The organism is Streptomyces sp. H39-S7 (assembly GCF_027158205.1).
Lineage (GTDB): Bacteria > Actinomycetota > Actinomycetes > Streptomycetales > Streptomycetaceae > Actinacidiphila.
On sequence record NZ_JAPVLU010000018.1, the window covers coordinates 95166 to 119982 of the forward strand.

At 71.5% G+C, this 24817-nt stretch carries 20 protein-coding genes; 18 read left to right on the forward strand and 2 right to left on the reverse strand.

All coding sequences use genetic code 11. The annotated features are described in order from the left end of the window. Positions 1–69: 69 nt before the first annotated feature. The 5 genes from O3X23_RS19190 (at position 70) to O3X23_RS19210 (ending at position 5539) form a co-directional block, all read left to right on the forward strand. Complete coding sequence (locus O3X23_RS19190; protein WP_269272650.1) at positions 70–1080, forward strand: ABC transporter permease; 1011 nt, start codon at positions 70–72, stop codon at positions 1078–1080. 80 nt (positions 1081–1160) lie between these two features. Beyond that, complete coding sequence (locus O3X23_RS19195; protein WP_269272713.1) at positions 1161–2225, forward strand: ABC transporter ATP-binding protein; 1065 nt, start codon at positions 1161–1163, stop codon at positions 2223–2225. Between the two features lie 11 nt (positions 2226–2236). Next, positions 2237–3337, forward strand: a complete 1101-nt coding sequence (locus O3X23_RS19200; protein WP_269272651.1) for an ABC transporter ATP-binding protein — start codon at positions 2237–2239, stop codon at positions 3335–3337. A 92-nt stretch (positions 3338–3429) separates the two neighbouring features. Further along, positions 3430–4848: a M1 family metallopeptidase gene (locus O3X23_RS19205; RefSeq protein ID WP_269272652.1), complete on the forward strand. Its 1419-nt coding sequence runs from the start codon at positions 3430–3432 to the stop codon at positions 4846–4848. Positions 4849–4861: 13 nt separating this feature from the next. Continuing rightward, positions 4862–5539, forward strand: a complete 678-nt coding sequence (locus O3X23_RS19210; protein ID WP_269272653.1) for a trimeric intracellular cation channel family protein — start codon at positions 4862–4864, stop codon at positions 5537–5539. Between the two features lie 20 nt (positions 5540–5559). Here O3X23_RS19210 and O3X23_RS19215 read toward each other — a convergent pair whose 3' ends face one another. After that, positions 5560–6318, reverse strand: a complete 759-nt coding sequence (locus O3X23_RS19215) for an SDR family NAD(P)-dependent oxidoreductase (protein ID WP_269272654.1) — start codon at positions 6316–6318, stop codon at positions 5560–5562. A 120-nt stretch (positions 6319–6438) separates the two neighbouring features. Between O3X23_RS19215 and O3X23_RS19220 the strand changes: the two genes are divergently transcribed. The 13 genes from O3X23_RS19220 (at position 6439) to O3X23_RS19280 (ending at position 22770) form a co-directional block, all read left to right on the forward strand. Then, a complete protein-coding gene (locus O3X23_RS19220; RefSeq protein WP_269272655.1) occupies positions 6439–7302 on the forward strand; it encodes a thioesterase family protein in 864 nt (287 codons plus the stop codon). A 34-nt stretch (positions 7303–7336) separates the two neighbouring features. Then, positions 7337–8503 (forward strand): cysteine desulfurase family protein, encoded by a 1167-nt coding sequence (locus O3X23_RS19225; protein WP_269272656.1) that lies wholly within the window; start codon positions 7337–7339, stop codon positions 8501–8503. 114 nt (positions 8504–8617) lie between these two features. Continuing rightward, the gene (gene mnmA / locus O3X23_RS19230) at positions 8618–9757 is read left to right on the forward strand and encodes a tRNA 2-thiouridine(34) synthase MnmA (protein ID WP_269272657.1); all 1140 of its coding nucleotides are present in this window, start codon (positions 8618–8620) and stop codon (positions 9755–9757) included. 32 nt (positions 9758–9789) lie between these two features. After that, positions 9790–10320, forward strand: a complete 531-nt coding sequence (locus tag O3X23_RS19235) for a TIGR00730 family Rossman fold protein (RefSeq protein WP_269272658.1) — start codon at positions 9790–9792, stop codon at positions 10318–10320. After that, on the forward strand, positions 10317–11006 hold the full coding sequence (locus O3X23_RS19240) for an SDR family oxidoreductase (RefSeq protein WP_269272659.1): 690 nt from the start codon (positions 10317–10319) through the stop codon (positions 11004–11006). Before O3X23_RS19235 ends, O3X23_RS19240 begins: the two co-directional genes overlap by 4 nt. A gap of 58 nt (positions 11007–11064) precedes the next feature. Beyond that, positions 11065–12075 carry a methionine synthase gene (locus tag O3X23_RS19245; protein WP_269272660.1) on the forward strand — a complete coding sequence of 337 codons (1011 nt, stop codon included), beginning with the start codon at positions 11065–11067 and terminating at the stop codon, positions 12073–12075. Between the two features lie 17 nt (positions 12076–12092). After that, positions 12093–14255, forward strand: coding sequence for an NAD-dependent DNA ligase LigA (gene ligA, locus O3X23_RS19250; protein ID WP_269272661.1), 2163 nt, complete (start codon positions 12093–12095; stop codon positions 14253–14255). A 220-nt stretch (positions 14256–14475) separates the two neighbouring features. Then, positions 14476–16614: a putative bifunctional diguanylate cyclase/phosphodiesterase gene (locus tag O3X23_RS19255; protein WP_269272662.1), complete on the forward strand. Its 2139-nt coding sequence runs from the start codon at positions 14476–14478 to the stop codon at positions 16612–16614. 188 nt (positions 16615–16802) lie between these two features. Then, positions 16803–17099, forward strand: a complete 297-nt coding sequence (gene gatC, locus O3X23_RS19260) for an Asp-tRNA(Asn)/Glu-tRNA(Gln) amidotransferase subunit GatC (RefSeq protein ID WP_138354932.1) — start codon at positions 16803–16805, stop codon at positions 17097–17099. Positions 17100–17104: 5 nt separating this feature from the next. Further along, a complete protein-coding gene (gatA, locus tag O3X23_RS19265; protein WP_269272663.1) occupies positions 17105–18598 on the forward strand; it encodes an Asp-tRNA(Asn)/Glu-tRNA(Gln) amidotransferase subunit GatA in 1494 nt (497 codons plus the stop codon). Positions 18599–18642: 44 nt separating this feature from the next. Then, the gene (locus tag O3X23_RS19270; RefSeq protein ID WP_269272714.1) at positions 18643–18834 is read left to right on the forward strand and encodes a hypothetical protein; all 192 of its coding nucleotides are present in this window, start codon (positions 18643–18645) and stop codon (positions 18832–18834) included. Between the two features lie 11 nt (positions 18835–18845). Then, positions 18846–20354, forward strand: coding sequence for an Asp-tRNA(Asn)/Glu-tRNA(Gln) amidotransferase subunit GatB (gene gatB / locus O3X23_RS19275; protein WP_269272664.1), 1509 nt, complete (start codon positions 18846–18848; stop codon positions 20352–20354). A gap of 187 nt (positions 20355–20541) precedes the next feature. Beyond that, a complete protein-coding gene (locus O3X23_RS19280; RefSeq protein WP_269272665.1) occupies positions 20542–22770 on the forward strand; it encodes an MMPL family transporter in 2229 nt (742 codons plus the stop codon). Here O3X23_RS19280 and O3X23_RS19285 read toward each other — a convergent pair. Continuing rightward, entirely contained in the window at positions 22760–24712 is a 1953-nt protein-coding gene (locus tag O3X23_RS19285) for a protein kinase domain-containing protein (RefSeq protein ID WP_269272666.1), read from the reverse strand. The two genes, O3X23_RS19280 and O3X23_RS19285, sit on opposite strands and share 11 nt — an antisense overlap. Positions 24713–24817 lie beyond the last annotated feature (105 nt).

Consider the following 24817-nt stretch of genomic DNA (forward strand, 5'->3'; position numbering starts at 1 on the left):
GCAGGTGAAGGCTTCGGTGTCCGCCGGGCCGGGTGACCCCCGGCCCGGCGGCCCCGGCGCCGCACGGCTGTGACTGCGTACATCATTCGACGCGTGATCGCCGCTTTGCTGCTGCTGCTGGTCGTCAGCGCGGTCACATTTGCGATCTTCTTCCTCCTGCCGCGCCTCGGCGGGCAGAACACCACCCAGTTGGCGACCCAGTACGTCGGCAAGGACGCCAACCCCGAGAGCATCGCGGCGGTCAAGAAGAACCTCGGGTTCGACCTGCCGCTGTACGAGCAGTACTGGCACTTCATCAAGGCCATCGCCGTCGGGGCGGACTACAAGTTCGGCCCGGACGCCTCGGTCTGCCACGCGCCCTGCTTCGGCTACTCGTTCAAGAGCCACATCGAGGTGTGGCCCGAGCTGAAGTCCCGGATCCCGGTCACCCTGTCGCTGGCCATCGGTGCCGCCGTGATCTGGGTCACCTCCGGGGTGGCGATCGGTGTGCTGTCGGCCCTCAAACGCGGCTCGGTCTTCGACCGCTTCTCCATGGGCATCGCGCTGGCCGGCGTCTCGCTGCCGACGTTCTTCACCGGCATGCTCGCCCTGGGCGTCTTCCAGTACAACTGGCAGATCTGGGACAACGTCCAGTTCGTGCCCATCTCCGAGGATCCCCTCCAGTGGGCCTGGAACCTGGTCCTGCCCTGGTGCAGCCTCGCCTTCCTCTACTCCGCCCTCTACGCGCGGCTCACCCGCGCCGGGATGCTGGAGACGATGGGCGAGGACTACATCCGCACCGCGCGGGCCAAGGGGCTGCGGGAGAGCAGGGTCGTCGCCAAACACGGGCTGCGGGCCGCGCTGACCCCGATCGTCACGATCTTCGGGATGGACTTCGGCCTGCTGATCGGCGGCGCGGTCATCACGGAGAACGTCTTCTCCTTCAAGGGGATCGGCGCCTATGCCGTCGACGGGATCCGGGACAACGACCTGCCCATCGTGCTCGGCGTGACCATGGTCGCGGCCTTCTTCATCGTCATGTGCAGTCTCCTGGTGGACCTGCTGTACGCCGCTATCGATCCCAGGGTGAGGTACTCGTGAGCACCGCCGGCAGCGATCCGCTGCGGAAGGACAGCGACAGCGACCCGTTGCGCGCGCAGGACGGGCCGGCTCCGAGCGGGGTGTCCGCGGTCGGCGAACCGGTGCTCAGCGCCCGGCCGGACACCGGGGACGCCTTCCTGGCGGTACGCGATCTGAAGATCCACTTCAATACCGACGACGGCCTCGTCAGGTCGGTCGACGGGATCAGCTTCGATCTCCGGCGCGGCCGGACGCTGGGCATCGTCGGCGAGTCCGGTTCCGGCAAGTCCGTGACGTCGCTGGGCATCATGGGCCTGCACCGCACCGCCAAGGCCAGGATCTCCGGTGAGGTGTGGCTGGACGGCGAGGAGCTGATCGGCGCCGACCCCGACCGGGTACGGCGGTTGCGCGGGCTGAAGATGGCGATGATCTTCCAGGACCCGCTGTCGGCGATGCACCCCTACTACACGGTGGGCGCGCAGATCGTCGAGGCCTGCCGGGTGCACCAGAACGTCAGCAAACAGGTCGCGCGCAAACGGGCGATCGAGATGCTGGACCGGGTCGGCATCCCCGAGCCGCACCAGCGGGTTGCCGACTACCCGCACCAGTTCTCCGGCGGGATGCGCCAGCGCGCGATGATCGCGATGGCGCTGGTCAACAACCCGGAACTGCTGATCGCCGACGAGCCGACCACTGCCCTGGACGTCACCGTGCAGGCGCAGATCCTGGACCTCATCCGGGACCTGCAGAAGGAGTTCGGCTCCGCGGTCATCATGATCACGCACGACCTGGGCGTGGTGGCGGAGCTCGCCGACGACCTGCTGGTGATGTACGCCGGGCGCTGCGTCGAACGCGGTACGGCAGAGAAGGTCTTCACCGAGCCGCAGCACCCGTACACCTGGGGCCTGCTGGGCTCCATGCCGCGCATGGACCGCGAGCGGGCCGACCGGCTCAACCCGGTCAAGGGCGCCCCGCCCAGCCTGATCAACGTGCCGTCCGGCTGCGCCTTCCACCCGCGCTGCCCGTACGCCGGGCTCAACGGCGGTTCCAGCGAGACGATCGTGCCGGAGCTGCGGGAGACCGCGGCCGGGCACTGGTCGGCCTGCCACCTCGGCGAGCAGGACCGGGACCGGATCTGGACCGAAGAGATCGCTCCCAAGCTGTGAAGGACCGGACCGTGCCTCAAGAAGACGTGAAGATCCCCCAGCAGGCCACCGCGGGGGCGGAGCCCCTGCTCAGGGTCACCGGGCTGGTCAAGCACTTCCCGATCACCAAGGGGATGCTCCGCCGGCAGGTCGGCGCCGTGCAGGCGGTCGACGGGATCGACCTCCAGGTGGCGGCGGGTCAGACGCTCGGCGTGGTGGGGGAGTCGGGCTGCGGCAAGTCCACCATGGGACGGCTGATCACCCGGCTGCTCGAACCCAGCGGCGGGAAGATCGAGTTCCAGGGCCGGGACATCACCCACCTGAGCGTGGGGGAGATGCGACCACTGCGCCGCGACGTGCAGATGATCTTCCAGGACCCCTACTCCTCGCTCAATCCGCGGCACACCATCGGCACCATCGTCGGAGCGCCGTTCAAGCTCCAGAAGGTGGCGACGGAGGGCGGCGTGAAGAAGGAGGTGCAGGGCCTCCTGGAGCTGGTCGGGCTCAACCCCGAGCACTACAACCGCTATCCGCACGAGTTCTCCGGCGGGCAGCGGCAGCGCATCGGGATCGCGCGGGCGCTCGCCCTCAAGCCGAAGCTGGTCGTGGCGGACGAGCCGGTCTCGGCGCTGGACGTCTCCATCCAGGCGCAGGTGGTCAACCTGCTGGACGACCTGCAGAGCGAGCTCGGGCTGACGTACGTGATCATCGCGCACGACCTGTCCGTCATCCGGCACGTCTCGGACCGGATCGCGGTGATGTACCTCGGCAAGGTCGTCGAGGTCGCGGACCGCGAGGCGCTCTACGCAAGGCCGATGCACCCGTACACCAACGCGCTGCTCTCCGCGGTGCCGGTGCCGGACCCGAAGCGGCGTACCGCGCGCCAGCGGATCCTGCTCACCGGCGACGTGCCCTCGCCGATCAACCCGCCGTCCGGCTGCCGCTTCCACACCCGCTGCTGGAAGGCGACCGAGGTGTGCTCCGCGCAGGAGCCGCCGCTGGTCACGCTGGAGACGGGGCACCAGGTGGCGTGCCACCACCCGGAGAACACGCCGGAGAGCGCGCCGGAGAACGCCTCGGGCGGAACCCCGGGCGATGCCCCGGACATCGGTAATCAGCCAACTGACCTTTAGTGCATGACGACTTAGCGAAAAGTCATGGTCATGACGAGGGGGGAGGGTGCAGAGTCGGCGCGTCACTGTTCGCGCTCGAAGGGCATCCCCCCATGGCACCCTCCCGTCCGGCCAGACTCCTCGGCTCCGCGCTCGCCGTCATCAGCGTCTCGGCCTGCCTGATCTCCGGCGCCCCTCCGACGGCCGCCGCCTCGCACCATCCCGCGCCCGGCGCCCCGGGCGTCGGGGACCCGTACTTCCCGGAGCTCGGCAACGGCGGCTACGACGTCGAGCACTACGGACTCGACGTCTCCTACGACCCGGCCAGTGACCGGCTCGACGGCCGGGCGGCCGTCACCGCCCGCGCCACCCAGAACCTCTCCTCCTTCGACCTCGACCTGCAGCAGCTCACCGTCACCTCGGTCAGCGTGGACGGCAAGCCGGCGCGGTTCACCCGCAGCGGCGACGAGATCGCCATCACCCCGCGCCACGCGTTGCGCAAGGGGCAGCGGTTCACCGCCACCGTCGTCTACGGCGGAGTGCCGGAGCCGCTCAGCGGCCCCATCGTCTTCGGCTCGAAGTACGGCTGGATGAAGACCACCGACGGTGTCTTCGTCGCCTGCGAGCCGAACGCCGCCTCCACCTGGTTCCCCGGCAGCGACCACCCGTCCGACAAGGCCACCTTCGACATCCGGATCAGCGCCCCCAAGGGCCTCAAGGGCGTTTCCAACGGCGTGCTGACCTCCCAGTTCGACAAGGGCTCGCGCACCGTCTCCACCTGGCGCGAGTCCCGTCCGATGGCGACCTACCTCGCGACGGCCACCATCGGGAAGTTCGACGTGAAGACCGGGACCACACCCGGCGGCATACCGATCTACGTGGCCACCGACCCGGTCCTCGCCAACGGCTCGGTGGACGTCTACGCGGTCACCGCGGAGGCCACCGACTACTGGTCCCAGGTCTTCGGCCGCTACCCCTTCGAGGTCACCGGCGCGATCGTCGACGACATGCCGGAGGCCGGCTTCTCGCTGGAGGTGCAGTCCAAGCCCGTCTACTCCGCGGTCCGCAGCGAGTCCACGATCGTCCACGAACTGGCCCACCAGTGGTTCGGCGACTCCGTCAGCGTGGACCAGTGGAAGGACATCTGGCTCAACGAGGGCTTCGCGACCTACGCCCAGTGGCTGTGGACCGAGCACCGGGGGACCCGCTCCGCCCATGACGCGTTCCTCGCCGCGTACAACGGGCGTCCGGCCACGGCCGCCTTCTGGCAGATCGACGTCGCCGACCCGCAGCGCGACACGATGTTCGCCGACGCCGTCTACACCCGCGGTGCGATGACGCTCCAGATCCTGCGCGAGCGGATCGGCGACACCGCCTTCTTCGAGCTGCTCAAGGCCTGGACCTCGCAGCACCGGTACGGCAACGCGCACACGGCCGAGTTCACCGCGCTCGCCGAGAAGGTGTCGGGGCAGCAGCTGGACGACCTCTTCGGGACCTGGCTCTCCACGAAGGGCAAGCCGACCCTGACGTAAGAGACCATATGGCGTGATCCCGGAACTCTTCACCCCCTCCGTCCAGCACGCGATCGATCTCGTCGGCATCTTCGTCTTCGCGATCTCCGGCGCGCTGGCCGCCGTCCGCAAGAACTACGACGTGTTCGGCATCGCCGTGCTCGCCGAGGTGACCGCGCTGGGCGGAGGGATCTTCCGCGACCTGATGATCGGCGCGACGCCGCCCGCCGCCTTCAGCGACCTCGGCTACTTCACCACCCCGCTCCTCGCCACGGTGCTGGTGTTCTTCCTGCACCCCGAGGTCGCGCGGATCAACACCACCGTCAACGTCTTCGACGCCGCCGGCCTCGGCCTCTTCTGCGTGGCCGGCACCGTCAAGGCCTACGACTACGGACTCGGCCTGGCGCCGTCCGCCGCCCTGGGCCTGGCCACGGCGGCGGGCGGCGGTGTGCTGCGCGACCTCCTCGCCAACGAGGTGCCGAACCTGCTCCGCTGGGACCGCGACCTGTACGCGGTCCCCGCCATGGTCGGCTCGATCATGGCGGCGCTGCTGATCAAGTTCGGCGCGCTCAACGGCACCACCAGCGCTCTCGCGGCCGTCACCGCCTTCGTGCTCCGGCTGTGCGCCATGTACTTCGGCTGGCGCGCGCCGCGCGCCTGGCACCGCAGGAGCCGGGCGACGAGCGAGGAGGAGGCGCGGGACGCGATGTAGGTCCTGGGCTCGTCCGGCGGTTACCGTCCCAGCGCCGCGCCGCCGTTGATGTGCAGGATCTGGCCGGTGACGTACGCCGCCTCGGGGGAGGCGAGGTACCGGATGGCCGCCGCGATCTCGCTCGGGGCGCCGGGTTGTCCCGTCAGGGTCTGGGAGACCCGCGACGCGACGAAGTCGGGCGTCGCCCGGTCGCCGAAGAACTCGGTGTCGCCGACGAAGCCGGGCGCCACGGCGTTGGCCGTCACCCCGTCGGTGCCCAGCCGCTGCGCCAGCTCGAAGGTGTAGGCGTGCAGGGCGGCCTTGGCGCCGCCGTAGGAGCCGGGGCCGCGCAGCGCGGCGATCGACGACAGGTGCACGATGCGCCCGCCGGGCCGCCGGAGCTGCGGCAGCAGCGCCTCGGTCAGCAGGACCGCGGTGAGCACGTTGGCCTCGAAGTTCTTGCGGTAGCCGGCCGCGATCCCCTCCAGCGTCCCGTCCGAGGACGAGGCGACGTTGCCGCCCGCGTTGGTGACGATGACGTCGACCGGGTCGTCGCCCTCGACGAACCGCGCCGCGTCCCGCACCTGCTCCGGGTCGCTGAGGTCGGCGGCGGTCCAGCTCACCAGTCCGCCGCCGTGCGTGGCGTTGAGCTTGTCCGCCGTCTCCCGCAGCAGCTCGGCGCGCCGGCCGATGATGACGACCCGGTCGCCGTCGGCCGCGAACGCCTCCGCGGTCGCGAGCCCGATACCTGTGCCGCCACCGGACACCACTACCCGTCGTCCCACTGTGTACTCCGTCATGTATATGAACCCGAGTCATGTCCTTGGTTGGAAACTAGGGAGCGGGCCCGTCGGTGTCAAGGGATCCGGGAGGCGGACGGGACTGGACAAGACGGCGCTACTCGCGGGTAACATGCGGCCATGGCATATGCGGCAGCTCAGGCGACCATCGGGGACAGCGAATTCGACCGGGACACAGCGGTCGTCCCGCGGCCCGGCGAGCCGGGCGTCTACGACGCCGACCTCTCGGCGGGCTGGACCATCATCCAGGCCGTCAACGGCGGCTACCTGCTCGGCGTGATCGGCCGCGCCCTCCAGCAGGCGCTGCCGCACCCCGACCCCTTCACCGTCACCGCGCACTACCTCACCGCCTCGCAGCCGGGCCCCGCGACGATCCGCACCGAGACCGTCCGCGCCGGGCGCACCCTCTCCACCGGCCAGGCGTCGCTCTTCCAGACCGACGCCGACGGCCGCGAGGTCGAGCGGATGCGCGTCGTGGCGGCCTACGGCGACCTGGACGCACTGCCGGACGATGTGCGCACGACAGCCGCCGTACCGCCGATCCCGCCCTACGAGGAGTGCTTCGGCGCCGACGCGGCGCCCGCCGGCAGCACCGCCATCGACGGCTCCACCGCCATCATCCAGCGCCTGGACCTGCGGCTCGACCCCGCCACCGCCGGCTGGGCGATCGGCGCCCCCTCCGGCAAGGGCGACATGCGCGGCTGGCTCGGCCTGGCCGACGGCCGCGACCACGACCCGCTCTCCCTGCTGCTCACGGTCGACGCCCTCCCGCCGACCGCCTTCGACCTCGGCATCAAGGGCTGGGTGCCGACCGTCGAGCTGACGGTGCACATCCGCTGCCGCCCCGCACCGGGCCCGCTGCGCGTCGCCATCACCACCCGCAACCTGGCCGGCGGCTTCCTGGAGGAGGACGCGCAGGTCTGGGACAGCGCGGACCGCCTGGTCGCGCAGTCCCGTCAGCTCGCGCGGGCCCTTCTGTCCTGACGCAGGCCCGCACGACCGTAGAATCGGCGTCATCATGGCCTACCTCGACCACGCCGCCACCACGCCGATGCTTCCGGAGGCGGTGCGGACGATGACCGCGCACCTGACGGTCACCGGCAACGCCTCCTCGCTGCACGCACCCGGGCGGCGGGCCCGGAGAACCGTCGAGGAGTCCCGCGAATCGCTCGCCGAGGCACTCGGCGCCCGCCCCAGCGAGATCGTCTTCACCGCCGGCGGGACCGAGTCCGACAACCTCGCCGTCAAGGGCCTGTACTGGGCGCGCCGGGCCGAGGACCCGCGCCGGGTCCGGGTACTGGCCAGCCCCGTCGAACACCACGCCGTCCTGGACGCCGTCGACTGGCTCGTCGAGCACGAGGGCGCGCGCGTCGAGTGGCTGCCGGTCGACGCGTACGGCCGGGTGCACGCGGACACGCTGCGCGAGGCGATCGAACGCGACCCCGGGACCATCGCCCTGGCGACCGTGATGTGGGCCAACAACGAGGTCGGCACGATCATGCCGGTCCGCGAACTGGCCGCGGTCGCCCGCGAGCACGGCGTCCCGCTGCACGCGGACGCGGTGCAGGCGTTCGGCCAGATCGAGGTCGACTTCGCGGCCTCCGGCCTCGACGCGATGACCGTGACCGGCCACAAGGTCGGCGGCCCCTACGGCGTCGGCGCGCTCGTGCTGCGCCGCGAGCACACCCCCGTCCCGCTGCTGCACGGCGGCGGCCAGGAGCGCAGCCGCTCCGGCACGCTGGACGTCCCCGCCATCGCCGCCTTCGCGACGGCCGGCGCGCTGGCCGCCGAGCGGCGCGAGCAGTTCGCCGACGAGGTCGGCGCGCTCCGCGACGACCTGGTGGAGAAGGTCCTCGCCGCCGTCCCGGAGGTCGTGCTCAACGGCGACCCGTCGCGGGAGGGCCGACTGCCGGCCAACGCGCACTTCTCGTTCCCCGGCTGCGAGGGCGACTCCCTGCTCCTCCTCCTCGACGCCCAGGGCATCGCCTGCTCCACCGGCTCCGCCTGCACGGCCGGCGTCGCCCAGCCCAGCCACGTCCTCATCGCGATGGGCCAGCCCGCCGACCGCGCCCGCGGCTCCCTGCGCTTCTCCCTGGGCCACACCACGACCCGGAACGAGATCGACGCCCTGGCCACGGCGATCGGCCCGGTGGTGGAACGAGCCCGCAAGGCGGGCCTGAGCTAGCAGTCCCGGGCCGGGCAGCCGCATCAGCCCGCCGGGTGTTCGAGGGCACCCCTGCGGGCCGCGCGGGTAATCCCGTCGAACCGCGCCGGAGGCGCGTCGTACTCTGGAGGGGTTATGACTGACTCTCCCCGCGACGCTCGTCGCCTGCGCGTACTGGCCGCCATGAGCGGCGGCGTCGACTCCGCGGTCGCCGCGGCCCGCGCCGTCGAGGCCGGCCACGACGTCACCGGTGTCCATCTGGCCCTCTCGGCGAACCCGCAGTCCTTCCGGACCGGCGCCCGCGGCTGCTGCACGGTCGAGGACTCCCGTGACGCCCGGCGCGCGGCCGACGTCATCGGCATCCCGTTCTACGTGTGGGACCTCGCGGAGCGATTCCGTGAGGACGTCGTCGACGACTTCGTCGCGGAGTACGCGGCCGGCCGCACCCCCAATCCCTGCCTGCGCTGCAACGAGAAGATCAAGTTCGCGGCGCTGCTGGACAAGGCCATCGCGCTGGGCTTCGACGCCGTCTGCACCGGCCACTACGCGACCGTCGTGGTCAGCGACGACGGCACCCGCGAGCTGCACCGCGCCTCGGACGCCGCGAAGGACCAGAGCTACGTGCTCGGCGTGCTCGACGAGCGCCAGCTCGCCCACGCGATGTTCCCGCTCGGCGACACCCTCACCACCAAGGACGAGATCCGCGCCGAGGCCGAGCGCCGCGACCTGGCCGTCGCGAAGAAGCCGGACAGCCACGACATCTGCTTCATCGCCGACGGCGACACCCAGGGCTTCCTCGCCAAGCACCTCGGCAGCGCCGAGGGCGAGATCCTGGACGAGGACGGCTCCACCCTCGGCACCCACGGCGGAGCGTTCGGCTTCACCATCGGGCAGCGCAAGGGCCTGCGCATCGGCACCCCCGCCGACGACGGCAAGCCGCGCTACGTCCTGGACATCTCCCCGGTGAACAACACCGTCACCGTCGGCCCGGTCGAGGCGCTGGACGTCACCGCGCTCACCGCCATCAGGCCCCGCTGGTGCGGCACCCCGCCCACCGGCCGCGCCACGTACACCGCGCAACTGCGCGCCCACGGCGAGGACGTTCCCGTCACCGCCGAACTGGTCGACGGCGAGCTGCTGGTGGACTTCGACGGCGAGCCGGTCCGCGGCATCGCCCCGGGCCAGGCCGTGGTGCTCTACGACGGCACCCGCGTCGTCGGTTCCGCGACCATCGCCACCACGCGGCGCGCCCGCGCGGAGGCCGCCCGGGCCTAGGCGCACGCGCGTCGCCTCGTAGGGTGGCGGACATGAACATCTGTGTCTTCATGTCCGCCGCCGACCTCGACGAGCGCTACACCGTGCCGGCCCGCGAGTTCGCCGGGCTGATCGGCAGGGGCGGCCACACCCTGGTGTGGGGCGGGTCGGAATCGGGCCTCATGAAGGTCGTGGCGGACGGCGTGCAGGAGGCCGGCGGCCGGCTGGTCGGCGTGTCCGTGGAGTTCCTGCACAAGGTGGCGCGCGAGAACGCCGACGAGATGGTGATCACCGCGGACCTCGCGGAGCGCAAGGCGCAGCTGCTGCTGCGCTCGGACGCGATCGTCGTCATGGTCGGCGGCACGGGCACCCTGGACGAGGCGACCGAGATCCTCGAACTGAAGAAGCACGGCCTGCACGCCAAGCCGGTCGTGCTGCTGAACGCGGCCGGGTTCTACGACGGCCTCAAACTGCAGTTCCAGCGGATGGACGCCGAAGGCTTCCTTCCGCTGCCCCTGAGCGACCTGGTCTTCTTCGCCGAGGACGGCGCCGAGGCCATGGCATACCTGGAGGAGAACGCGTGAGCACGCATCTGATCACTGGCGCCGGTTCCGGCATCGGCGCCGCCGTCGCCCAGCGGCTGCTGGACCGCGGCGACGAGGTGCTGCTCCTCGCGCGGGACGCCGGACGGGCCAAGGAGCTGGCGGCGCGCTTCGAGGGCGCCCGCACCCTCGTCGGCGACCTGGCGGAACCGGCGCGCCTGTCGTGGGCCTTCGCCCACCAGCCGATGCCGGACCGGCTCGACTCGCTGCTGCACATCGCGGGCGTCGTCGAGCTCGGCGGGATCGGGGAGCTGACCGCGAAGGTCTGGCAGCAGACGCTCGCCGTCAACCTCATCGCACCGGCCGAGCTGACGCGGCTGGTCCTGCCCCAGCTGCGGATGTCGCAGGGCCATGTCGTCTTCGTCAACTCCGGCGCGGGGCTCGCCGCGCACGCGAACTGGGGGGTGTACGCGGCGAGCAAGCACGGCCTGAAGGCCGTGGCGGACGCGCTGCGTCAGGAGGAGCACGGGAACGGGGTGCGGGTGACGAGCGTGTACCCGGGCCGCACCGCCACCCCGATGCAGGAGAAGGTCCACCACCAGGAGGGGACGGAGTACGACGCGTCGCGCTGGATCGACCCGTCGTCGGTGGCCACGGCGATCCTCACGGCGATCGACCTGCCGCGCGACGCCGAGATCAACGACCTGACGATCCGCCCGGGGCGCTGACCGCGCCCCTGACAACTGGGTGGGAATCCGCGGGCAGCGCGTCTCGTACGCTTCGTGCGTGAGTACGGATGCGAAGTTCACGCTGCCCGCCGGTGCCGCTACCGGTGTCGGGTCGATGCCCGGAGGTGATGCGCGGGAGGCCGCGCGGACTGCTACCGGGGCGGTGGAGGCGCTGCCGTTCCTGCCGGAGCTGCCCGCGCGCGGGCCGGGGGCGGACATGATCGGGCGCACGCTCGGGATACTGGTCGACCTGTACGCCCGGGTGGAGCCGAGCGGGTGGCGGTTCGGGGACCGGCCGGGGCGGGACAGCCGGCGGGCCGTGGCGTGGCTGGGGGAGGACCTGGACGCCCTGGAGGAGTTCACCCAGGGGTTCCGGGGCCCGCTCAAGGTGCAGGCCGTCGGGCCGTGGACGCTGTCCGCCTCGGTCGAGCGGCCCAACGGCGAGGCCGCGCTCGGGGACCCCGGCGCCGTCCGGGACCTGGCCGGATCGCTCGCCGAGGGGCTGCGGCTGCATCTGGCGGACCTGCGCCGCCGGGTGCCCGGCGCCGAGCTGGTGCTGCAGCTGGACGAGCCGTCACTGACCGCCGTGCTGCGCGGGCAGGTGCGGACGGCGAGCGGGTACCGGACGTACCGGGCCCCCGACCGCCAGGTCGTCGAGGACCTGATCCGCGGCCTGGTCGAGGCCGCGGACGTGCCGGTGGTCGTGCACTCGTGCGCGCCGGACGTCCCGTTCCGGATGCTGCGGCGGGCCGGGGTCTCGGGCATCTCGTTCGATTTCTCGTTGTTGACGGAGAGTGACTGGGACGCGTTCGGTGAGGCGGTCGAGGGCGGCACCGCGCTGTTCGCCGGTGTCGTGCCCGGCACGGACACCGGATTGTCAGACCCTGCCGGTAGCGTGAGTGGTGTTCGGGCGCTGTGGCGCAGGCTGGGGCTGGATCCGGGGGCGTTGGGCACCTCCCTGGCCGTCACCCCCTCCTGCGGTCTGGCGGGGGCCTCGCCGGCCTATGCCCGTGCCGCTCTGGTGCACTGTGCCAAGGCGGCACGATCGCTCGTCGACAACCCTGAGTGAGGAAGGACAGGACCGCCGTGGAGATTCCTGCCGAAGTGCGCGAACAGCACGCTCAGTTGGCCGAGCAGATCGAGGAGCACCGCTTCCGCTACTACGTCAATGACGCGCCGGTGGTCAGCGACTCCGAGTTCGACCAGCTGCTGCGGCGGCTGGAGGCGATCGAGGAGGAGCACCCGGGCCTGCGCACGCCGGACTCGCCCACCCAGAAGGTGGCGGGGGCGTACCAGACGGACTTCACCTCGGTGGTGCACCGCGAGCGGCTGCTGTCGCTGGACAACGCGTTCGACGACGAGGAGCTGTCCGCCTGGGCGGACCGCGTCGCCGCCGAGCTGCAGGGCATCCCGTACCACTTCCTGTGCGAGCTGAAGGTGGACGGCCTCGCCGTCAACCTCACCTACGAGCACGGCAGGCTGACCCGCGCCGCGACCCGCGGCGACGGCCGCACCGGCGAGGACATCACGCCGAACGTCCGCACCATCTCCGACATCCCGGACCGGCTCTCGGGGGACCGGATCCCGGAGCTCGTGGAGATCCGCGGCGAGGTGTACTTCCCCGGCGAGAAGTTCGAGGCGCTCAACGCGCGGCTGGTGGAGGCCGGCGACAAGCCGTTCGCCAACCCGCGCAACGCCGCCGCCGGCAGCCTGCGGCAGAAGGACCCCCGGGTCACGGCCTCCAGACCGCTGCACATGGTGGTGCACGGCATCGGCGCCCGTGAGGGCTTCGACATCGACTGCCAGTCGCACGCCTACGAGCTGCTGCACGAATGGGGCCTGCCCACCGCGACGCACAACAAGGTCGTCGGCTCGCTCGACGAGGTACGGGAGTTCATCGCCTACTTCGGCGAGCACCGGCACGACGCGGTGGAGCACGAGATCGACGGCGTCGTCGTCAAGGTGGACGAGATCCCGCTGCAGGGCCGGCTCGGGTCGACGTCCCGGGCGCCGCGCTGGGCCATCGCCTGGAAGTACGCGCCCGAGGAGGTCAACACCAGGCTCCTGGACATCCGGGTGGGCGTGGGGCGCACGGGTCGGGTCACGCCGTACGCGGTCGTCGAGCCGGTCACCGTCGCCGGCTCCGAGGTCGAGTTCGCGACGCTGCACAACCAGGAGGTCGTCAAGGCCAAGGGTGTCTTCATCGGCGACACGGTGGTGCTGCGCAAGGCCGGCGACGTCATCCCGGAGATCCTCGGCCCGGTGGCCGATCTGCGGGACGGCAGCGAGCGCGCGTTCGTGATGCCGTCGGAGTGCCCGGACTGCGGTACGGCGCTGCAGCCGATGAAGGAGGGGGACATCGATCTGCGGTGCCCCAACGCCCGTTACTGCCCGGCGCAGTTGCGCGAGCGGATCTTCTACCTCGTCGGCCGCAAGTGCCTGGACATCGAGAACTTCGGATACGTGGCGTCCGCGGCGCTCACGCAGCCGCTGGAGCCCGCGGAGCCACCGCTGGGCAACGAGGGCGACCTGTTCGACCTGAAGATCGAGGAGCTGTTGCCGATCCGGTCGTACGTCCTGGACCAGAACACCGGTCTGCCCAAGCGGGACGCCAGGACCGGCGAGGAGAAGATCGTCACCTTCTTCGCCAACCAGGAGGGCGAGCCGAAGAAGAACGCGCTGGCCATGCTGGAGAACATCGCGGCGGCCAAGGAGCGGCCGCTGGCGCGGCTCCTCACCGGGCTGTCGATCCGGCACGTCGGCCCCGTCGCGGCCGAGGCGCTGGCCAGGGAGTTCCGGGACCTGGACCGGATCAAGGACGCCGAGGAGGCCGAACTGGCGGCGGTGGACGGGGTCGGGGGGACCATCGCCGCGTCGGTCAAGCAGTGGTTCGCCGAGGACTGGCACCTGGAGATCATCGAGAAGTGGCGCGCCGCCGGGGTGAAGTTCACCGAGGAGGGCTCGGACGAGGGCCCGCGGCCGCTCGAAGGCCTCACCGTCGTCGTGACCGGCACCCTCGCCGGCCATACGAGGGACGGCGCGAAGGAGGCGCTGACCTCGCGCGGGGCGAAGGTCGCCGGGTCGGTCTCCAAGAAGACGTCCTTCGTGGTGGTGGGGGACAACCCCGGCTCGAAGTACGACAAGGCCGTCCAGCTCAAGGTGCCGGTCCTCGACGAGCCGGGCTTCGCGGTGCTGTTGACGGAGGGTCCGGAAGCCGCCAGGGAGGCCGCGGTCAACCCGGACGAATAACCGGACGCCCATCACCCGTTCGGCCTATATCCGTACGTTCCGGGTGCTCGGATCCCATTCGGGCAACCACCGTCGATCGGTGCCCGGCGCAGCCTTCCGCGGCCTACTGTTGAGAGACACGCTGGAAGGGCATGAACCTTCCAGCAACCTTTGCGGGTTTTCCGCCGCGGGCACGGTGCGGTGGACCCAGGTGTCGCACCAGGTTGCGAGAGGGACGGGAATGGAACCGACGGAGGGCGCCGCACCGGCGCAGCGGCTGCGTTGGCCGGCCGCGCCGGTACTGCCCCCGGCGGTCTTACGCATCGCGGTGGTGACCGTCGCGGGCCTCGCGCTGGTGGCCGGTGTGGTGGGAGCGATCCACGAAGGCCGGGCGCTCTTCCCCGGCGGCACGGTCGGCTGGGCGTTCGCCGTCCTCACCGGCATCATCGTCGGCCACCTCGTGGCGATGGGCCGCGACCGCTGGTGGGGCGGCACCGGCTCCGGCGCGGCCCTCACCCTGGCGATGCTGCTGCTCTACGGCTGGATGCCGTCGGTGCTGGTCAGCCTGGCCGTCGTGGTGCTGGTCGGTGCCGCGCGCCGGCACCGCTGGCGACAGGCACTGCTGCACGGCGCCGTGGACATCCTGGGCGTCGGCACGGGTTCGCTGACCCTCGCCTGTTTCGGTGTGCACCCCTCGGTGGCCACGCCCTGGCACCCCGAGGACTGGGGGCTGGCGGCCGGTCCGGCGATCGTCGTCACCGCTCTGGCCTATCTGACCGCCACGCGTGCGCTTCTGTGGTTCGCGGTCGCCCCGCGCGGCGGCGGTCTGCCGACGGTTGCCCGCACCGCGCTGATGCGCCAGGGCATGGTGGGCGTCGCCCTGCTGGGACTCTCCCCGCTGATCCTCGTCGTCGGCTGCGACATGCCGGTCCTGCTGCCGCTGTTCGCCGTCCCGCTCATCGCCCTGGACTCGACGCTGTGGATCGCGCACGCCCGCGCCGAGGAGCAGTTGCGCGACCCGCTGACCGGCCTGCCCAACCGCCAGTGGCTGCTGGAACGGGCCTGGATCGCGCTGGACGACGCGGAGCGCAAGGGCGAACGCACCGCGCTGATCCTCATCGACCTCGACAAGTTCCGGTCGGTCAACGACACCCTCGGGCATCTCGCCGGCGACCGGCTGCTGCTCCAGGTCGCCGACCGGCTGCGGCTCGCGCTGCCCCGCGGCGCCGAGGCGGCCCGGCTGGGCGGCGACGAGTTCGCCGTCCTGCTGCCCTGCTGCGACTCCCCGACCCGCGCCCAGCGCATCGCCCGCGCCCTGGTGGCGGCCCTCGGCTCACCGCTGAGCCTCGACGGGCTGACCCTGGTGCTGGAGGCCAGCGCCGGCGTCGCCGTCTTCCCCGACCACGCGGTGGACGCCGAAGGGCTGCTGCGCCGCGCGGACGTGGCGATGTACCAGGCCAAGCGCGACCGCAGCGGCGTCGAGGTCTACGAGGCGACCCGTGACGGCAACACCCCGGACCGGCTCGGCCTGTTGGGGGATCTGCGCCGGGCGCTGGACACGGGCGACGTCGAGCTGCACTACCAGCCGAAGGTCTGCTTCGACGGGAAGATCGCCGGCCTGGAGGCGCTGGTGCGCTGGGAGCACCCGCAGCGCGGCCGGGTCAATCCCGAGGAGTTCATCGCCATGGCGGAGACCTCCGGACTGATGCCCCAACTGACCGAGTACGTGCTGGAGACGGCGCTGGGCCAGGTCGCCCGCTGGCGGAAGATGGGCCTGGACGTGCCGGTCGCGGTGAACGTCTCGCCGCGCGACGTGCACAGCCCCGGCTTCGCGGGCGCGGTCGCCGCACGGCTGGCCCGGCACGGCGTACCGCCGGGCTCGCTGCAGCTGGAGATAACCGAGCACGTCCTGCTGGAGGACCCGCAGCGGGCCGCCGACACCATGGCCGGGCTCACCATGCACGGGGTGAAGATGTCGCTCGACGACTTCGGCACCGGCTACTCCTCCCTGGTCCACCTGCGCAAGCTGCCGGTCAGCGAGTTGAAGATCGACCGCTCGTTCGTGGCCCGGCTGGTCCTCGACAACGAGGACGCCGAAATCGTCCGCTGCACCGTCGACCTCGCGCATTCGCTCGGGCTGCTCGTCGTCGCGGAGGGCGTGGAGGACGACGAGACCTGGGAGCGGCTGCGGGACCTCGGCTGCGACGCCGTACAGGGCTGGCTGGTCGCCGCGGCGATGCCGCCCGACGAGGCGACCGCCTGGCTGCGGGCCCGCGAGCACGGCTGGCGCCGCCCCAACGCGCTGGAGCGCGAGCCGGAACCGGAGCACGCACCGGTGGCGGACGCGGACCAGCCGTCCGCCGGGCAGGCCGTGACGTAGTACGGGCCGACCCCGCCCGCCCACCGCTTGCGCCGACCGCGCCCGCCCACGGCCTGCGCCGACCGGGCTCGTCCACCGCCGCGCCGGGCGTGTCGACCGCCCGCAGTGGTAACCGTTTCGTCGCCAGGGGGTCCGCCCCCATAGGATTGGCCGCGAAACCATCGAACTCACCCCCAGAGGATCGCTGCATGCCTGGCATCACACGCGAGGAGGTCGCCCACCTCGGCCGGCTGTCGCGTCTTGAGCTGAAGGACGAAGAGCTCGACCACTTCGCCGAGCAGCTCGACGTGATCATCGGCGCGGTCGCCCGCGTATCCGAGGTGGCCGGCGAGGACGTACCCCCGACCTCCCACGCGCTGCCGTTGACCAATGTCATGCGCCCGGACGAGGTCCGGCCGTCGCTGACCGCGGCCGAGGCGCTCTCCGGCGCCCCGGCGCAGGAGCAGCAGCGCTTCAAGGTGCCGCAGATCCTGGGGGAGGACTAACCACCATGACTGACCTGACCAGGCTCACCGCGGCCGAGACCGCCGCCGCCGTCGCCTCCGGCGAGGCTTCCGCCGTCGATGTCGCCCAGGCCCACCTGGACCGCATCGGCGCCGTCGACGAGAAGGTGCACGCCTTCCTGCACGTCGACACCGAGGGCGCGCTCGACGCCGCCCGCGCCGTCGACGAGCGGCGCGCCAAGGGCGAGAAGCTCGGCCCGCTGGCCGGCGTCCCGCTCGCGCTGAAGGACATCTTCACCACGAAGGGGATCCCGACCACCGTCGGCTCCAAGATCCTCGAAGGCTGGATCCCCCCGTACGACGCGACGGTGACCAAGCGCCTCAAGGACGCCGGCATCGTCATCCTCGGCAAGACCAACATGGACGAATTCGCCATGGGGTCGTCGACCGAGAACAGCGCCTACGGCCCGACCGGCAACCCGTGGGACCTCACCCGGATCCCCGGCGGCTCCGGCGGCGGCTCGTCCGCGGCGCTCGCCAGCTACCAGGCGCCGCTCGCGATCGGCACCGACACCGGTGGCTCGATCCGCCAGCCCGCGGCCGTCACCGGCACGGTCGGCGTCAAGCCGACCTACGGCGGCGTCTCCCGCTACGGCATGGTCGCCTTCTCGTCCTCCCTCGACCAGGGCGGGCCCTGCGCCCGTACGGTCCTGGACGCGGCGCTGCTGCACGAGGCGATCGCCGGCTACGACCCGCTGGACTCGACGTCCATCGACGCGCCGGTCCCGTCCGTCGTCGAGGCGGCCCGCAACGGCAACGTCCAGGGCATGCGGATCGGCGTCGTCAAGGAGTTCGGCGGCGAGGGCTACCAGGCCGGCGTCATGCAGCGCTTCAACGAGTCCGTGGAGCTGCTGCGCGAGCTGGGCGCCGAGATCGTGGAGATCTCCTGCCCCTCGTTCAAGCTGGCGCTGCCCGCGTACTACCTGATCGCGCCGTCCGAGGCCTCGTCCAACCTGGCCCGCTTCGACGCCATGCGCTACGGCCTGCGGGTCGGCGACGACGGCACCAAGTCCGCCGAGGAGGTCACCGCGCTCACCCGCGAGGCCGGCTTCGGCGACGAGGTCAAGCGCCGCATCATCCTCGGCACGTACGCGCTCAGCTCCGGCTACTACGACGCGTACTACGGCTCGGCGCAGAAGGTCCGCACGCTGATCACGCGCGACTTCGAGGCCGCCTTCGGCACCGTGGACGTGCTGGTCTCGCCGACCACCCCGACCACCGCGTTCCCCATCGGTGAGCGCGTGGACGACCCCATGGCGATGTACCTCGCCGACCTGTGCACCATCCCGTCCAACCTGGCCGGCAACGCTGCGATGTCCGTCCCGTGCGGCCTGGCCCCCGAGGACGGGCTCCCGGTCGGGCTGCAGATCATCGCCCCGGCCATGGCCGATGACCGGCTCTACCGGGTCGGTGCCGCGGTCGAGGCCGCGCTCACCGGACGATGGGGCCACCCGCTGCTTGAGGAGGCACCCGCGCTGTGAGCACGTTGAAGAAGGCCAAGGGCTTCAAGAAGAGCAAGCTCGGCATGTACATCTCGATCGGCACCACGATCTTCGGCGCCGTGAGCACCATCAAGCAGGCGCGCAACGCCAGGGGCGACAACGACCGGCTGATGCTGGCCGACGCCGTGATCAGCGCCGCCGCCATCGCCACCGGCCTGGCACTGCTCGTCCGCGAGCTGCGCAGCCTCGCCGACGACGACGTCCTGGCGGACTGAGAGGTATAGGAATGACCGTCACGGACCTGGAGTCCTACGAGGACGCCCTGTCGGTGTACGACCCGGTGATGGGCCTTGAGGTCCACGTCGAGCTCGGCACCAAGACCAAGATGTTCTGCGGCTGCTCGACCACCCTCGGCGCCGACCCCAACTCCCAGACGTGCCCGACCTGTCTGGGCCTGCCGGGTTCGCTCCCGGTCGTGAACGCGATCGGCATCGAGTCGGCCATCAAGATCGGTCTCGCGCTGAACTGCGAGATCGCGACCTGGTGCCGCTTCGCGCGGAAGAACTACTTCTACCCGGACATGCCGAAGAACTTCCAGACCTCGCAGTACGACGAGCCGATCGCCTTCAACGGCTATCTGGACGTCGTGCTGGAGGACGGCGAGACCTTCCGCGTCGAGATCGAGCGCGCCCACATGGAGGAGGACACCGGCAAGTCCCTCCACGTCGGCGGCGCGACGGGCCGTATCCACGGCGCCTCGCACTCGCTGCTCGACTACAACCGGGCCGGTATCCCGCTCATCGAGATCGTCACCAAGCCGATCGAGGGCGCGGGGGCGCGGGCCCCGGAGGTCGCCAAGGCGTACGTCGCCGAGCTGCGCGAGCTCATCAAGGCGCTGGAGGTGTCCGAGGCGCGCATGGAGCAGGGTCAGATGCGCTGCGACGTGAACCTGTCGCTGCGCCCGCACGGGCGCGAGAAGTTCGGCACCCGCTCGGAGACGAAGAACGTCAACTCGCTCCGCTCGGTCGAGCGCGCGGCGCGCTACGAGATCATGCGGCACGCGGCGGTGCTCAACTCCGGCGGCACGATCGTGCAGGAGACCCGGCACTTCCACGAGGAGGACGGCTCCACCACGGCCGGCCGCATCAAGGACAACGCCGAGGACTACCGGTACTTCCCGGAGCCCGACCTCGTCCCGATCGCCCCGGCCCGCGAGTGGGTCGAGGAGCTGCGGGCCGGTCTTCCCGAGCTGCCCCGGGTCCGCCGGGACAGGCTCAAGAGCGAGTGGGGCATCTCCGACCACGAGATGCAGTCGGTGCTCAACGCGGGCGCGATCGACCTGATCACCGCGACGATCGACGAGGGCGCCCCGTCCGACCAGGCCCGCAAGTGGTGGATGGGCGAGCTGGCCCGTGCCTCGAACGAGACGGGCAAGGAGCTGGCCGACCTCGGTGTCACGCCGGCCCAGGTCGCCCGGGTCACGGCGCTGGTCGCCGAGGGCTCGCTCAACGACAAGCTGGCCCGCCAGGTCCTCGAGGGCGTCCTCGCGGGCGAGGGCGGTCCCGACGAGGTCGTGGAGAAGCGCGGCCTGAAGGTCGTCTCCGACGAAGGCGCGCTGGGCGCGGCCGTGGACCAGGCGATCGCGGCCAACGCCGCCGTCGCCGACAAGATCCGCGGCGGTAACCTTGCGGCGGCCGGCGCCCTGATCGGCGCGGTCATGAAGCTGACCCGCGGCCAGGCCGACGCGAAGCGCGTCCGGGAGCTGGTGCTGGAGAAGCTCGGCGTGCAGGGCTGACCGCACGGTCGACGTTCTGTGCACACGGTGAAGGGCGGTCCCGGAAGGGGCCGCCCTTTCCTTGTGAGGAAGCGCACGAAACCCCCAAAGGATCATTTTTCGCTGTAAGAGTGTGCAGCTGTACCTGAAGCGTTCTTTGAGGGCTGTTTCCCTGAAAGATCCACCCGAGATCCCCAGGGAAGCAGGCATGGCCGCACTCGCCCGGTGGTGTCTCCGCCGTCGTCTCACCGTCGTTCTGCTGTGGATCGCCGTGCTCGCGGGCCTCACCGCGGGCGCCGCCGTCGCCGGCTCCGCCTACTCGAACGACTACGAGATACCCGGCACCGAGTCCGGCCGCGCGGTCACCCTGCTGGAGCAGGCGTTCCCGCACCGCGCGGGCGACTCGGACACGATCGTCTGGCAATCCACCGACAGCGCTAACGGCAGCGTCCGCGCCGACAGCGTCGAGCAGCGGATGACCAGGACCCTCGACAAGATCGCGAAGCTCCCGGGCGTCGCCTCCGTGACCAACCCGTACAACGCCGAGGGCGCCGGCCGCATCAGCCATGACAGCCGCACCGCCTACGCCGACGTCACCTTCGACAGCGCCGCCGACGACCTCGGTGCCGGGCAGGCCGAGGCCGTCGTGGACACCGCGAAGGCCGCCGAGGGCGGTGGGCTGCGGGTCGAGCTCGGCGGCGTCGCCGTCGCGGCCACCGAGGGCGACAGTTCCCACCTCAGCGAACTGATCGGGATCGGCGTCGCCGCCGTGGTGCTGCTGCTGGCCTTCGGCTCCTTCGCCGCCATGTGCCTGCCGATCGCGACCGCGCTGATGGGCGTCGGCACCGCCTACCTGGGCATCGAGCTGCTCGGCCACGTGATGACCGTGGCCGACTTCGCGCCGATGCTCGGCCTGCTCATCGGCCTCGGCGTGGGCATCGACTACGCGCTGTTCATCGTCACCCGGCACCGCAGAGGCCTCAAACGCGGCCTGCCGGTGCGCGAGGCGGCCCAGCAGGCCGTCACCACGACCGGCCGCGCGGTGGTCTTCGCGGGCGGCACGGTCTGTGTGGCGCTGCTCGGCATGATCATCCTGCGCCTCAGCTTCCTCAACGGGGTCGCCGTCGCGGCGGCGCTCACCGTCGTGCTGACGGTGGCCGCCTCGATCACCCTGCTGCCCGCCCTGCTGTCGATGATCGGCATGAAGGCACTCAGCCGCCGGGAGCGGCGGCAGCTGACCGAGCACGGCCCGCAGCCCGAGCTGCCCACCGGGCTCGCCGCCCGCTGGTCCGCCTTCGTGGAACGGCACCCCAAGCTGCTCGGCAGCCTGGCCGCGGCCGTGATGCTCGTCCTGGCGCTGCCCACGCTCTCCCTGCACCTCGGCACCTCCGACCAGGGCAACAACCCGGCGACCAGTACCACCCGGCAGGCCTACGACCTGCTCGCGGACGGCTTCGGCCCCGGCACCAACGGGCCGCTGACCCTCGTCGCCGACGTCCAGGGCGCCGACGCCCGGCTCGCCGTCGACAAGCTGCCGCAGACCCTGCGCGACACCCCGGGCGTCGCTTCGGTGACCTCGGCGACCCTCAGTGGCGACACCGGTGTGATCACCGTCGTTCCGGACACCGCACCGCAGTCCCGGGCCACCTCGGAGCTGGTGAACCGGCTGCGCGACGACGTGCTGCCGCGGGCCGAGGACGGCACCTCGCTCCAGGTGTACGTGGGCGGCCCCACCGCGAGCTACGACGACTTCGCGTCCGTCATCGTCGGCAAGCTGCCGCTGTTCGTCGGGGCCGTCGTGGGCCTCGGCTGCCTGCTGCTGCTCCTGGCGTTCCGATCGATCGGCATCCCGCTGAAGGCGGCGGCGATGAACGTGGCCGCGGTCGCGTCGTCCTTCGGGATCGTCGTCGCGATCTTCCAGTGGGGCTGGGGGAGTGAGCTCCTGGGCCTGGGGGCGGCCGGCCCGATCGAGCCGTTCCTTCCGGTGATCATGGTCTCGGTGCTCTTCGGGCTCTCGATGGACTACCAGGTCTTCCTGGTGAGCCGGATGTACGAGGAGTGGCTGGAGACCGGGGACAACCGGCGTGCGGTACGGGTCGGGCTCGCCGAGACCAGCCGGGTGATCAACTCGGCGGCGGTCATCATGATCGCGGTCTTCCTGGCCTTCGTGCTCAGCGGCGACCGCGTCATCGCGATGTTCGGCATCGGCCTCGCGGCGGCCGTCGCGCTGGACGCGTTCATCCTGCGCACCCTGCTGGTGCCGGCGCTCATGCACCTGCTCGGCGGCGCCAACTGGTGGCTGCCGGCATGGCTGGACCGCCGGCTCCCCAGGATCAGCATCGAACCACCTGCCGCCCCTGCCCCCACCCCTGTCCTGGCCCCCGGCCGGCTGCCCGGACCCCGGGCAGCCGAACGGGAGCCGTCCGTCAGCGCCTGAGGGTCGGGTCGCCCAGAGCGAGAATCGGCTCGCTCTCGCAGGACAGGGACTTGTCCAGGTCCACGTCGTACTCGATCCGCAGCCGCAGTGCCCCGGTCACCGGGAGGTTCAGCGTCTCGGGGTGGCCGACGGTGACGGTCTTGAGGGCCAGCTGCGTGCCGTCGGCGAAGAAGGTCACCTTCGCCTGGTGGTTCTTGGAGTCGTCGGCGATGCCGACGACCACCGAGAGGGTCTTCCAGGACCGGTCCAGGTTGTACTCGGTGAATCCCGCCGAGCACTCGTTCTTCACCAGCGCGTCCGCGTACGGCTTGGTGTTGATGGTGGCCGGCTTCGCCGTGAACGCCTCCAGCCCGTCGACCGGGGCCATGGCGGACAGAGCCGCGTGATCCCCCTGGGTGATCGAGGTCGGCTTGCCCGACCCGGAGTCGGAACCGGACGGTTCCGGGGACGACGGGTCGTCGGACGGCGCCGCCGTCGTCGGATCCAAGGTCGTCGGCGCCGAACTGCTCTGCTGCTGCACGGACGCGCTGCTCTTCGGGTCGGCCGTGGCGTCCTTCTTGTCGTCGCCCATGAACTTGACGGCGGCCAGCGCCCCGGCCCCCATCAGGACGATCGCGAGGACCGCGGCCAGGATCAGCCGGCCCTTCCTGCCCCGCTTGGGCGGCAGCGGCGTCGCCGCCGTCGCCGGACCAGGACCAGGACCGTGCCCGGGGCCGCTCGGCGGCGGGGGCTGCTCGTGGAACACGGCCGCCGGCGCCTGAGGCTGGGACTGGGACTGCGGCGGGGAGTACGACGGGGCCTGCGTCTGCGGGTGCGCCTGGGCCCCCAGCACCACCGTGGGCCTGGTGTCCGTCACCGGTTCCCCGGCCGGCGGTGCCGGGATGTACGAGGGCGGCGGCGTGTGCACCGGAGCCGCCTGGGGCGGTGCGGCGACGGGGGCCGGCCGGTCGGGAAGCGGCGGCACGGCCGGGGCCGGGGCGTGGGCGGGCGGCGGCGGGGCGTCCGAGACCGGAACCGCGTCCTTGGGCCCCGAGGTGCGCGGAGTGCGCGTCGTCGAGATCACCGCAGGGCGCAGCTCACGGACCCACGCGGAGAGCGACTCCGGCCGCTTCGCCGGGTCCGAGGCGAAGATCGCCGCGATGCGCGCGGCCCGCTCCGGATCCAGCCCCGCCAGCTCGGGCAGCGCCAGCAGCGCGGCCCTGACCGTCTCCGGCATGGTGCCCGGCGACTCGCCGCTGAGCAGGAAGTACGCGAGGGCGCCGAACGCGTAGCGGTCGGTGGCCGAACTGCGCTTGCCCTCGAAGACCTCCGGCGCGGCGAACCCGGGGGTGAACCACACCTCGGCGGTCTGGTGGTCCGCGGTCAGCTTGCTCAGCCCGAAGTCGACCAGGGTGGCCTGCCCGTTGGCGTCGATCATGACGTTGCCCGGCGAGAGGTCGCCGTGCACGACCGAGCGGCCCGAGGGAGTGGCGGAGCCCGTGTGCAGCCAGTCCAGGACGTCGGCGAGCTGCTCAAGGCAGCGCACGGCCTCGCGGCGCTCCGCGGGGGTGTCCAGGGCGCGCTCGGCGCGCCAGTCGCGCAGGTCCAGGCCCTCCACGTGGTTCATGACCAGGTACAGGGCGCGGCCCGCCGCCTCCGGCGCCGCCTCTCCCGCGCGGTGCGCGGACGGGCCCTCGAAGTGCTCGCGGATGCCGACCACACCGAGGCGGTTGACGAACCGCAGCAGCTCCGCCTGCTCACGCCATTTGGAGCTGATCCGGTCGAACTGCTCCTGCGACAGGGTCGTCTTCGAATCGAGCACCTTGACGACGACGGGCTCGGTGCCACCGCCGAGTTCGATCTCGGCGAGGTAGAGAACGGCCTCGCCTCCGCGCCCGATGGATCGCAACAGGCGGTAACGGTCGGGTGCGCCGTCAGGGCCGATGTACAGACCGGTGTCCACTTGGTGTTTCTTCCCTCCCCCTATAACCCTGGAGTCGCGCGGAAAACATTGCGGCCAGGGGGAGTTCAGGTTGCCGCCCCCGGCTCGGGCGGGTCAAGCGCAGTT